We start from the raw sequence: 12,930 nt of genomic DNA, 5'->3' as shown, positions 1-12,930 counted from the left end.
CTCTATTGAACTTTTGTTGCTAATTTTGCATTCTACTTAAAAAGAAATGGTTATGGCAACAAACGAAAATCAATCTATACAAAAGAATTTTCCCGTTCTACAAATGACCTGTGCCGGTTGTGCTGCAGGCGTAGAAAACAAACTCAAATCACTGAAGGGTGTGAAAAATGCTGCCGTGAATTTTGCTACAGCAACTGCACTGGTAGATTTTCAACCCGGTGAGATAGATGCTGAAGGTATTCAAAAAGCCGTTCAATCCATCGGTTACGACTTGGTTCTCGAAGAAGAAAATCAACAGGATCTGCTCGATGAAATTCATGAAAAGAATTATAGACAACTAAAAAACAAAACTGTCTGGGCATTGATATTATCCCTACCGGTTGTGATTGTAGGGATGTTTTTGATGAACATTCCATATGCTGACCTTATCATGTGGGCTTTTGCAACACCGGTGGTTTTGTGGCTGGGAAGAGATTTTTTCATTACTGCTTGGAAGCAGACCCGGCATCGTACTGCTAATATGGATACACTTGTGGCATTAAGTACGGGGACAGCGTACGTTTTCAGTCTCTTCAATATGCTTTTTCCCGAATTCTGGCAGAGCAAAGGATTGGAAGGTCATGTTTATTTTGAAGCCGCAGCGGTAATTATCGCTTTTATTTTGTTGGGGCGGCTGTTGGAAGAAAAAGCCAAAGGCAGTACTTCGTCTGCATTAAAAAAACTGATGGGTTTACAGCCGAAAACGGTCACTGTTATTCGTGACGATAATAATCAGGTTGAGATAGCTATCGAAAAGTTGGCGGTTGGTGAAATCGTGCAGGTGAAACCGGGAGAAAAAATTGCCGTGGACGGCACGGTAATTTCGGGTGACTCGTTTGTTGACGAAAGTATGTTAAGCGGAGAGCCGATGTCCGTGCGTAAGGTAAAAGGAGAAAAAGTGTTTGCCGGAACGATCAATCAAAAGGGCAGTTTCAGGTTTAGGGCCGATAAAGTAGGTAAAGAAACAATGTTGGCACACATTATTAAAATGGTGCAAGACGCACAAGGCAGCAAAGCTCCGGTACAGAAACTGGTAGACAAAATTGCAGGTATATTTGTGCCGGTAGTTATAGGAATCGCGATCATTACGTTTATCGTTTGGTTAATTTTTGGAGGAGACAATGCGCTCACACACGCGCTAATGGCTTTTGTTACTGTACTGGTTATTGCCTGTCCTTGTGCGCTGGGGCTGGCAACACCAACCGCTATTATGGTTGGGGTGGGAAAAGGTGCCGAAAAGGGTATACTGATAAAAGATGCTGAAAGTCTGGAATTGTCACAAAAAGTGAATGCCGTTGTATTGGATAAAACCGGAACCATTACCGAAGGTAAACCGCAAGTTACAGATGAACTCTGGATGGATGAGTCTGCAAAAGCCTTGCTTATGGCTTTGGAACAGCAATCAGAACATCCGCTGGCTGATGCTGTTGTTGCGCATTTGGAAAATGGTAAGGAGATTTTGGTTTCCGGCTTCGAAAGTCTTACGGGAAGAGGAGTAAAAGGTATTGTTAATGATAAAATGTATTTTGCGGGAAACCGAAAACTGATGTCGGAAAATAATATCTATATTTCGCAGGAGTTACAGGCTAAATCCGATGAGTGGGGCCAATTGGCTAAAACCATCATTTGGTTTGCCGATAACAAAAAAGCCTTGGCTGTTCTGGCAATTTCCGATAAAATTAAGGAGACATCAGTTACGGCTATCCGAAAGATGCAGGAAATGGGTATCGAAATGTATATGCTCACAGGCGATAACGTAGCAACATCCAAAGCCATCGCCGGGCAAACCGGAATCAGGCACTACAAAGCGGAGGTGTTACCGCAGGAAAAATCGGAATTTGTAAAAGAGTTGCAACAACAGGAAAAAGTTGTGGCTATGGTGGGCGACGGCATCAACGACAGCGCCGCTCTTGCACAGGCTGATGTGAGCATTGCTATGGGGCAGGGCAGCGACATTGCCATGGATGTGGCAAAAATGACCATTATTTCGTCTGATTTGACTAAAATTCCGCAGGCCATCCGATTATCCCGCCAAACCGTTCAAACTATTCGTCAGAACCTGTTCTGGGCATTTATCTATAACATTATCGGCATTCCCATTGCTGCGGGGATACTCTATCCCGTAAACGGTTTTTTGCTTAATCCGATGATTGCCGGAGCAGCCATGGCACTGAGCAGCGTGAGCGTGGTGACCAACAGTTTAAGGTTGAAGTGGAAAAAATAATGTAGAGACGGTGTGCGACACCGTCTCTACACATATAAAGTTCAAAGCTTTCGTGTCCCGATTATTCCTTCGGTAACATCACCACGACAGCCTCGTTGCCTTGCGACAGGAATTCTTTCACAAAGTTTTTCACGTCGTTTGCTGTAATGGAATTCAATATCGTTAAATAATTGGAGTGATTGTCTTCTCCATAAAAATAGTTGGTGTCGAGCACGTTCATCCAGTAACTGTTTTCCTTCAGGTTTTCGTTGTACTGCTTCAACATATATTCTTTCACTTTGCTGAAATCCTCGGCGCGGGGACCGTTGTCGGCTATTGATTTCAGTTCGCGATGGATGATGGCATTCAGGTTTTCCATTTTGGTCGGGTCCGTATCGTAAACAATCTGCAATGTACTTTGACCCTTCGGATAGCGTGAAATGCCGCCTTGTGTATAAACGCCATAAGTTCCTCCTTCATCTTCACGGATTTTTTCGGTGTAAACGATGTCAAGAATCTGGTCAAAAATACTCATCAGCAGGGTATTCTTCTGGCTGCGTTCCATGTTTCCTGTGGAAGCAATGAATACCGATGCTTTGGGATTTTGCATTTCACGTTGGAAGATGTTTTCCGACTTTCCTTTCAGGTAATCCATCGGTACATGGATAAATTCACCTTTCACGGCTTTTCCCGGAAGCGAAGCGAGGTATTGCTCGATAACAGGTTTCACCTTTGCCTCATCGATATTACCGACAAACGTGAAAACAAAACTGCCGGGATTACGGAACAGTTGTTTGTACATTTCCATGATGCGTTTGTAATCTATCCCTGCCAAGTCCTCCACTTTGGTGCGTTTTGTCAGCGGATTGTCGCCATAAAGAGCTTTCGTCGCTGCATCACTGAAGGCCACCATCGGTTCGGCTTCCTGATTTTTTAACTGTGTTTCCATGCGTTGAATAAACGATTGGAAGGCATCGTCGTCGCTTCGGGGAGCTGTGAAATAGAGATATACCAGTTGAAGCATGGTCTCAAAATCCTTTATGGAAGACGAACCGTTGAAATCTTGTGTGGTAAGCGAAACACCTGGCCGGGCCGATGCCGTTTTTCCGGCAAGCGCTTTTGTCAGATGAGTGGCACTGAAATTACCTACCCCCCCCAGCGTGATGATGTTGTTCATCATTCTTGCGTTGATCGGATCCTGTACGGCATATTGTGAATATCCGCCGGTACTGGATCCGGTCATGACAATCTGGTCGTCCTTAAAATCGGTAGTTTTCAGGATTACTTTCATGCCATTCTGAAGCGTCCAGACCGTTGCGTCCAGCGCTTCATTTTTTTCCACTAGTGCGATCTTTCCGGGTGTGGGAGGCGTCGCGATAAGCGGTTCGTTGGATACTTCTTCTACGTAGGCTTCAATCTTTTCACTCTTCACGTTGTTGATTGCCGCAACAAGTTCGTCCTCCGTTGGATAAACCAACCCTTCCTTTTCAGGACCTGATACAGAGATGACCATGTTTTTATCGCCGATAAGCTGCGCGATAGTTTGGTTGATAGCCTCAACCGGAATGTTGGGAGCTATCATGTTCATCATGTTGTACTCGTACTCAATACCGGGGATAGGTTCGCTGTTGATGAAGCTACTTACGTACTCTTGTGAATAGCGGCTGTTCCTCTCTTTATCGCGGTTGTTATATCCGTTTTCGTATTGTTTCAGGATATTGGAACGGGCACGTTCATATTCCGAAGCGGTGAAACCGAAGCGTTTCACACGTTCCGTTTCGCGAATCATGGCGGCAATTGCGTCTTTGATCTTGTCATCCGCAGAACCTCCAACAACCGTCCATGCATCTTTGGTCTTGGCTACAAAATATTCACCGTCGTAAGCGTAAGCAGAGGTGAACGGAGCATTCGGTTTTTGGACTATCTCCTGAAAACGCTCGTTGATCATGGTGGCAGCTGCTGATTTGATGTAATTTAAAACCAGGCCGGCCTGCGACAGTTTAATCTCGTTGGGTATGGGTTCGTGTTTGTAAAAAACCATCAGTTGTGTACGTGTCGCTTCCGGGTCGGTGGCAATGGAAACGATGGGCGTATCGTTATCGGGGACAGGAAAATATTCGCGGGTAGCGGGATTTTCCTGAGCCGGTATCTTGTTGAAAAGTTCCTTTACTTTGGTTTCCATATTGTCGAGGTCGAAATCACCCACAACGATGATTCCCTGTAAATCGGGGCGGTACCACTTTTTGTAGTACGCGCGGATTTCTTCGGGCTTGAAGTTGTTGATAACATCAATACTCCCAATAGGCAAGCGATTGGCGTATTTGCTGTCTTTATACATTACGGGAAGCATCTTTTTCCACAACCGGAATTGTGCCCCGCCGCCGGTACGCCATTCTTCACGAATAACACCGCGTTCTTTTTCCAACTCTTCGTCTTCCAGCAAAATGCCATTCGACCAGTCGTGAAGGACGAGAAGCACCGAGTCCACCAGGTTTTCATGGGTGGTGGGGACGTCGGTCAAAAAATAGACGGTTTCATCAAGCGAGGTATATGCGTTGATGTTTGTTCCGAATTTAATTCCGTTATCTTGTAGGTAATTGAGCATATCCTTGCCCGGATAATTTTTTGTTCCGTTAAATGCCATGTGCTCCAGAAAATGCGCCAGTCCCGACTGATTGTCTTCTTCCTGCATTGACCCTACTTTTTGAGCGATGTAGAAATCGGCCCGGTTTTCAGGTAGTTTATTCTGACGGATGTAGTAAGTTAACCCGTTTTCCAATATGCCTTTCCGAACATTCGGATCGATAGGCTGAGGTGGATTCTGTTGCGCCGTTGCTGTTATCCCCAGCAACACCAACGACAATAATAAAATTTTTTTCATTGTTGATTGTTAATTAAATAGGTGGTTTGTTCAATCGTAGATAGTTATATCCTTTCCAGTACAACTTTTATTAGATCCTCGATCGATCCTTTGTAGTCAGCATTCGATTCCAGGGCTACCCGGTTGGCAATGATGGCGCAAACGGTCATGCATTTGTGGCCCATCATTTTACCCAAGCCTGCGATGGCCGAACTTTCCATCTCGTAATTGGTGATGGAGTAATGGCTGTAACGGAACGACTCGATTTTTGCATTCAACTCAGGATCAGCAAGGGGCAGCCTCACGTGTCTGCCTTGTGGGCCATAGAAGCCGATGGCGGAAATGGTTACTCCGCGAATCATGTCGTATCCGATGCGTTCCACCAGCTCTTCGTCGGCACTCACCACATAGGGCGAACAGTGGTAGGGTGACCAGTTTACCTGTTTCTGAAAGGCTTCTTCAAAATCTTCTTCCCGTACATTCTGCGAATGGGCATAATAGTGAAGCAACCCGTCAAAACCGATCGATTTTTCGGAGACCACATACGATCCGATAGGGCAGTGCGGTTGCATGCCGCCCGATGTTCCCACGCGGATCATGGTCAATTGCCTAAACTCCGGTTTTACCGTTCGGGTATGAAAATCGATATTGGCCAAAGCATCCAGCTCTGTTACAACAATATCAATGTTATCGGTTCCGATGCCGTGCGAGAGTGCGGTAAGACGTTTCCCCTTGTACATGCCTGTAACCGTGTGGAATTCCCTGCTGCGCACATCGCACTCGATACTGTCGAAAAAGGAAGCGGTCAGTGTTACGCGGTCAGGGTCACCCATCATCACGATCTTGTCCGACAGTTGCTCGGGCCTGATGTGAAGATGAAATACACTGCCATCGGGATTGACAATAAATTCCGAATTAGGGATTATTCTCATAAAAGTAATGGTTTAAGACTTCTTTACTTTCGTTCTCTATTTATTTCGAACTTTCTTCTTTCGCTCCGCCTTGAGGCTTGGCAATCGCATCGCGCATATCGGTATCCGACTGGATGTTCTTCATCCGGTAGAAATCCATAATGCCCATATTGCCACTGCGGAACGCTTCGGCCATTGCCTTGGGTACTTCAGCTTCGGCTTCAATTACCTTCGCACGGGCTTCCTGGGCCTTGGCTTTCATCTCCTGTTCAAGGGCGATAGCCATGGCGCGGCGCTCTTCGGCGCGGGCCTGGGCGATGTTCTTGTCGGCTTGTGCCTGATCCATTTGCAGGACGGCACCGATATTTTTACCTATATCGATATCAGCAATATCAATAGAGAGAATTTCGAATGCAGTCCCGGCATCCAATCCTTTTCTTAACACAAGTTTCGAAATGGAGTCGGGGTTTTCGAGCACCGATTTGTGCGAAGCTGCCGAACCGATAGAGGATACAATTCCTTCACCAACGCGGGCAAGGATGGTCTCTTCACCGGCACCACCCACCAATTGCTTGATGTTGGCCCGGACCGTAACGCGCGCTTTGGCAATTAGTTGAATACCATCGATGGCTACTGCCGAAACCGGCGGTGTGTCAATAACCTTGGGGTTTACCGACATCCTTACGGCTTCCAGTACGTCACGGCCTGCGAGGTCAATGGCTGTGGCCATCTGAAAAGGCAGTTCGATGTTGGCTTTTGATGCCGAAACAAGCGCATGGACAACTTGTTCCACGTGCCCTCCGGCCAGGTAATGCGCTTCCAGGTTGTCCCGGGTAACGTTTTTCAATCCGGCCTTGTGCGCTTCAATCATCGCGTAGACGATGGTGTGAGGCGGAACCCGGCGTAAACGCATCAAGAACAACTGGACAAGCGATATTCGGACGTTTGCCGAGAGAGCGTTAATCCACAAAAAGAAAGGCACATAGTGGAAAAAAATCAGTACGAAAATTACAATTAATGCAATCCCAATAATCAGAGGAAAAGATAATTCCATAATTTAATTTATTTGGTGTTTAAAGTTCAATATTTAAAGTTCGACGTTCTTGTTTGAGTATCTGAGAGCCTTCTGTCTTATATCTTTGCTTCTTGTTCTCTCTTTTTAACCGTCACATTATACGATTCTACCCGTACAACTTCTATTTCTGTATCTTCATCAATAAGTTCCCCATCGAAGGATTTCCCTTCAACAGTTACTTCGTTTATCATCACCTTTCCGATAGGATTCAACCGGGAAACCGTTATTCCGGTATCACCAGGCTGAAGGCTTTTCAGGTCGCTGTTGTCCACCGTTTCACGAATGTCGGCAGTAAGCGCTATCTTTTGCAGTGATTTGGATTTTAGCAGCCACACAAATGCCAGTGCAAGCAAAATTAACGAAAGGGCCAGTGTAATGTTGCCGGCTGTAGAACCTAGGTAGATGTAGGAGTAGATCACGCCGCCTACCATAAAAATAGCGCCGCCTACTCCGGCAATACTGATACCCGGTAACAGAAAAAACTCAATGAGAAGTAGTAAAATTCCCAGAACGATTAAAACGGCAACAATGATTACATTGAAAGTCATGATGTAAAGAATTAAAAACTGTTTCTGATCTCTTCATTGCGCGCCCGTAATTCCAGCGATTCAATCTCTCTGAATAGATTTTCGGTTTCCTTTTCAAGATTTAATATGGACGCCGATAGTGCAGATGAGTTGGAACTTCCTGCAATTTGCCGGCGTTTTTCCGATAGGTCCTTTTCCTGTTGATTCAGTCTGGTCTTCAAGTTGATGGCTTGAGAAAAGAGCGACCTGGCCGTTGCATTTTTAAAATCTGTCAACGTATAGTAGGTTTTTTCGTCGTTAATAACAAACGTAAAATCTTTTTTTTGCGTAGTCTTTTGTGGAGCAGTTGTTTTGTGTGAACGTTGCAGCAAGGCTGAATAGTCAATATCTGGTTTCCAGGATTCCTTTATGGAGGATATCCTTGCCCGGTTTGCCAGGTAAGACGCATCTTCATTCTCCAGCAGCACAACTTCAGGAGAGGGAACAAACGTATAAACACAAACGGAGTCTTTCGGTTGAAACCGGTCGCTGGCGAACCAGCCGATACCTTTTTCTTCATCGATAGCCATCATGTAGTCGTTGAAGGGGGAGTTAAACGGCATGTTCAGCTGATTAGGGGTTAGGTACGAGTTTGTGGCCAGGTTGTATCGGGTAACAAACAGATCATAGCCACCCAAAGAGCCGTGCCCGGTGGAGGAGAAATAAATGGTAAGGCCATCGGGCATAACAAACGGGTAAGCTTGATTCCCCTCTTGATTGATCGATTCCGATAACCGTTTCTCATTGCCGAAGCTGTCCAGTAGTTTTTCCATGGTATAGAGGTTGCTTCCTGAAATCGAATCGTCTTGCGGATAATAGATCTTATCCTGACGTTCGTTGAGGAAAAGCACCTGATTGTTGTTGGGTTGATCCCGGAAAAAACCACTTACAGGCTGCAGCGATCCGGCAGATGCACTTAGTTTATAAACCAAGAGAAAATCGGATTTAGGGACAACTATGCTGTCAATGATCTGAACATCCTCGGTGCGGTTTATCAGTCGTTTCAGCTTATCGGCATATTCTTTGTGCGGGTTGAGTAATGCAAGCGCTTGCTTATTTCTCCGGTTGGCTTTTTCGTACCGGGTGAACTCCTTTTCAGCGTCGGCAAACCGGTACATTTTAGTGTAAAGCTGTCCCAGTTGTAGGTACGACTCCTGAATATTCTTTAGCGAAGCAAACTCAAGGTATTGCAGGGCTTTTTGATAATCGCTTTCAGCAAGCGATATTACACCAAGCCATAGATTAAGCTGGGCATTGTTGGGATTAGCCCGATATTCAGCTTCAAAAACAGGTTTTGCTTGCGTAAAGTCCCCTTCCAGGTACCATTTTTTCGCATCATCAACCGATTGACCCATCGATAAAACGGGAACGATTAAAAGAATGAATGCAAATAATCGGTGGTGTACTTTCATTATCAGTCTGAAATATGATCTTCAAAGATTCAAAGATAGGAAAATAATTTGTAAAATGATCTTCTTTTGTTAATTTATCTGTCCGATGCTTATCCCATACGTCTTGCTGTTTTTTTCCATACTTTTCGTATCTTTGCATTGCAAAAAATACAAACATCACGCTGTAGCTGCTTGTGTGTTCATGCTAAATTCTGGCTTCTAATTTCTAACTTCTTTTTTAAAAATATATGCACGAAAAAATAGTCATTCTCGATTTCGGTTCTCAGACAACTCAGCTTATTGGCCGTCGTGTGCGCGAGCTGAACACTTATTGCGAAATAGTGCCCTTCAATAAATTCCCTTTCGGAGACAAATCGGTAAAAGGAGTAATTCTCTCCGGAAGCCCGTTTTCGGTCAACGACGAAAATGCTTTTAAAATCGATCTCCATGAAATACGGCGTAATTATCCGGTACTGGGAATTTGTTACGGTGCCCAGTGGATAGCACAATCATCGGACGGTACGGTTGACAAGAGCGATTCGCGCGAATACGGGAGGGCACACCTGAGCGTGAAAGAAACAGGTGACCTGCTATTGGGGAATGTCCCGCAACAATCGCAAGTATGGATGTCGCACGGAGATACCATTGTGCGGATTCCCGATAATTTCTCGGTTATTGCTTCCACCGAAGAGGTGGAAATCGCTGCCTACAAAGTGAAGGATGAGCCTACATGGGGAGTGCAGTTTCACCCGGAAGTCTTCCATACGGAACAGGGTAACAAGATACTGGATAATTTTCTGGCGATCTGCGGATGCCGGAAAGACTGGACGCCTGCATCGTTCATTGAAGCGACAGTAGCTGATCTGAAAGAAACACTGGGGGGCGATAAGGTGATTTTAGCCCTTTCCGGAGGTGTGGATTCTTCCGTGGTAGCCGTTTTACTGAACAAAGCCATTGGAAAGAACCTGACCTGTATTTTCGTAAATCACGGATTGTTGCGTAAAAATGAGTTTGAAACCGTTCTCGAAAATTACGAACACCTAGGACTGAACGTCATCGGTGTAGATGCCCGTGAACGCTTTTACAAGGAACTTGCCGGAGTAACCGACCCCGAGCGCAAACGTAAAATCATTGGCAAAGGGTTTATTGATGTCTTCGACGAAGAAGCGCATAAGCTTACCGCCATAAAGTGGCTGGCGCAGGGAACCATTTATCCCGATATCATCGAGTCGCTTTCCATTACGGGAACCGTTATCAAAAGCCACCACAACGTAGGCGGACTCCCCGAGAAAATGAACCTGAAACTGTGCGAACCGTTGAAATTGCTTTTTAAGGACGAAGTGCGGAAAATTGGGTTGGAGCTCGGAATGAAACCGCATCTTATTTATCGTCATCCCTTTCCTGGTCCGGGACTGGGTATCCGGATCCTGGGCGACATCACGCCGGAAAAAGTGCGCATCGCACAGGATGCCGATGACATTTTTATTTCGAACCTCCGTGCAGCAGGGTTATACGACAAGGTTTGGCAGGCAGGCGCAATCCTTTTACCGGTACAATCGGTGGGCGTAATGGGTGACGAACGCACTTACGAAAACACTGTTGCTTTGCGTGCCGTAACTTCCACCGATGCCATGACTGCTGATTGGGCACATCTGCCTTACGAGTTTCTGGCAAAAGTATCGAGCGAGATTATCAACAAAGTTAAAGGGGTGAACCGCGTGGTGTATGACATCTCGTCGAAACCACCTGCAACCATTGAATGGGAATAAACCCAATGAAGAATATTCTTTTTTTATATTTATACTGATTCTGGTTGAGTCTGGGGCTTGTCCAACGTTGGATAGGCAATCCGCGTGTGGTAGATGGTTTGGAGCTTTTGAAGAAAAACCTCCTTTATGGCTGCAATATCACGAAAAGTGATGGGAGCCAGCTTGAAGTACCCTTCTGCTACCTGCGAATCGATCAGCGAGTCCACCAGGTTCTGTATGCTCTCTTCGTTATATTCCGGTAAGCTTCTTGAAGCAGCCTCCACCGCATCGGCCATCATCATGATGGCCGTCTCTTTTGAGAAAGGATTAGGACCGGGATAGCGGAACAGGTCCTCGTTTATCTCTTTCCCGGGGTTGGCATTTTTCCAGGAAATGTAGAAATATTTTGGCATACTGGTGCCGTGGTGCGTTTCAATAAAATCGGTTATCTGCTTCGGCAGGTTGTTTTTTTGCGCTATTTTCACTCCGTCCCTCACGTGATTGATGATGATGCGCGCACTTTCTTCAAAAGGAAGTCCTGCATGGGGGTTCATTCCCGGCGATTGATTTTCAGTAAAAAAAGCAGGATTCATCATTTTTCCGATATCGTGATACAGTGCTCCAGTCCTTATTAATGAAGCATTGGCTCCGATTTTTACTGCAGCGGCCATGCCCAGATTTGAGACTTGCAACGAATGCTGGAAAGTTCCCGGTGCTTTTTCGGATAGCTCCTTCAATAACGGCTTGTTGATATTCGACAATTCAATCAGGCTTACCCCCGATATGAAGCCGAAAGACTTCTCGATGAGGTACACTAGCGAATAGGAGAACAATATAAAAATGAAATTGATGAAAAAATAGATAAATATGATCGGGTCAATCTTGTTGATGTTTCCTTCCTGATGCATAACTAAGCCGATATACATCAAGCTGTAGGCGATCAGGATAAAGAAGGAGCTACGTATTAACTGGTAACGTTCCGAAAGCTCTTTCAGCATAAATACCGACACCATCGCAACGGCAATCTGTATTACAATAAATTCAAACGGAAAGGGAACCATTAATGAGCTGAGGATAATGGTAATCAAACTGGCAAATAATGCGGTACGGGAGTCAATAAATGTTCGTATCAGAATAGTGACTATGGCATACGGGATAATGTACACGTTGAAAAGGTCAAGCTGACTGGTAATTGCTGTCAGGGCTACAAAGGAGGTCACCAGCAACACCATGAACGTGACGTGCTTCCTGTTTCGGTATTCATGCGGCCGAAAGAAAAGCAGGTATGCATAAAATGCCCCAAACAGAAGGACGACCAGCAAGAGTTGTCCGAAAATCATCCATCCGTTTTTGCCGGTCCTCCCGCTTCGCTCTTCAGTGACCCGTTTTAGTGAGTTCAATACCTGGTATGTTTGGGAATTGACTATTTCCCCCTGGTCAATAATGCGCTGTCCCGTTTGCACCATCCCTGTGGAGGGGGAAACCTGCTGGATAAATTCCTCCCTGGCCTTTTCAGACGTGGAAGCGTCGTACACGATATTTTCACGAATATATTTGTTTACGTCTGCCAAACGTATCAATTCGGCGTCCATGCTTTTGGGTGTATTATCGAGGAGTTGTTCGTATGCCGATTTAATGGTGCTGAATGTTTCCACACTTTTTGACTCGGCCAGGTTCCCTTTTCTTAATCGCATGGATTGAGTCTCGGAACTGAAAACCTTGTCGTAATCTTCCGAACGCATGATTCCCGACCGGTATATTTTCTGCAAACTGTTCCTCAGATAAAGGACATAATCAGGAGACAGGCTGCTGAGCTTCGTGTTCAGGTTAACATCGGCGTCGAATTCAGCCATTGCGTTCTTTTCAACACTTTCGTCGATGGTATAGTAGGGTTCGTAAAAACGCAGGATACTGTCTCGTTCCGCTTTCAGTTGATCGGCAGGTTTGTAAATAGGGAAATCGAACGGAGCAGTCAGAAGCCCGTACTGCCAAGGTCTTCCTTCGCTGAAAGAATACTTGAAGTCTCCCTGGCGGGGAAACAGCAGTGTAACCAGAGCAATTGCCAGGATGAAAACAGCAGGGACAAAAAAACGGGTTCTTAGTCTGAATTTTCTTTTTGACTTCAGGTTCATAACTT

At 45.4% G+C, this 12,930-nt stretch carries 8 protein-coding genes; 2 read left to right on the top strand and 6 right to left on the bottom strand.

Annotated features, from left to right (window positions below; translation table 11 throughout):
- Positions 1–52 precede the first annotated feature (52 nt).
- Entirely contained in the window at positions 53–2,263 is a 2,211-nt protein-coding gene (locus KCV26_03365; GenBank protein WZX37442.1) for a copper-translocating P-type ATPase, read from the top strand.
- A 61-nt stretch (positions 2,264–2,324) separates the two neighbouring features.
- On the opposite strand, the gene KCV26_03360 is transcribed toward KCV26_03365, so the two are convergent.
- The 5 genes from KCV26_03360 to KCV26_03340 form a co-directional block, all read right to left on the bottom strand.
- Positions 2,325–5,123: an insulinase family protein gene (locus KCV26_03360; GenBank protein WZX37441.1), complete on the bottom strand. Its 2,799-nt coding sequence runs from the start codon at positions 5,121–5,123 to the stop codon at positions 2,325–2,327.
- A gap of 44 nt (positions 5,124–5,167) precedes the next feature.
- Positions 5,168–6,034, bottom strand: coding sequence for a nucleoside phosphorylase (locus tag KCV26_03355; GenBank protein WZX37440.1), 867 nt, complete (start codon positions 6,032–6,034; stop codon positions 5,168–5,170).
- A 40-nt stretch (positions 6,035–6,074) separates the two neighbouring features.
- Positions 6,075–7,067 carry a flotillin-like protein FloA gene (gene floA, locus KCV26_03350; protein ID WZX37439.1) on the bottom strand — a complete coding sequence of 331 codons (993 nt, stop codon included), beginning with the start codon at positions 7,065–7,067 and terminating at the stop codon, positions 6,075–6,077.
- Between the two features lie 77 nt (positions 7,068–7,144).
- Complete coding sequence (locus KCV26_03345; GenBank protein WZX37438.1) at positions 7,145–7,636, bottom strand: NfeD family protein; 492 nt, start codon at positions 7,634–7,636, stop codon at positions 7,145–7,147.
- 11 nt (positions 7,637–7,647) lie between these two features.
- Positions 7,648–9,066 carry a PD40 domain-containing protein gene (locus KCV26_03340; protein WZX37437.1) on the bottom strand — a complete coding sequence of 473 codons (1,419 nt, stop codon included), beginning with the start codon at positions 9,064–9,066 and terminating at the stop codon, positions 7,648–7,650.
- Positions 9,067–9,293: 227 nt separating this feature from the next.
- Between KCV26_03340 and guaA the strand changes: the two genes are divergently transcribed.
- Positions 9,294–10,814, top strand: a complete 1,521-nt coding sequence (gene guaA / locus KCV26_03335; GenBank protein WZX37436.1) for a glutamine-hydrolyzing GMP synthase — start codon at positions 9,294–9,296, stop codon at positions 10,812–10,814.
- A gap of 29 nt (positions 10,815–10,843) precedes the next feature.
- Here guaA and KCV26_03330 read toward each other — a convergent pair whose 3' ends face one another.
- Positions 10,844–12,925: an HDIG domain-containing protein gene (locus KCV26_03330; protein WZX37435.1), complete on the bottom strand. Its 2,082-nt coding sequence runs from the start codon at positions 12,923–12,925 to the stop codon at positions 10,844–10,846.
- Positions 12,926–12,930 lie beyond the last annotated feature (5 nt).

Origin of the sequence: Petrimonas sulfuriphila (assembly GCA_038561985.1) — a bacterium.
GTDB lineage: Bacteria > Bacteroidota > Bacteroidia > Bacteroidales > Dysgonomonadaceae > Petrimonas > Petrimonas sulfuriphila.
Note: the sequence above shows the minus strand (reverse complement) of the source record. Positions and strands in the feature narration are given on the sequence as shown.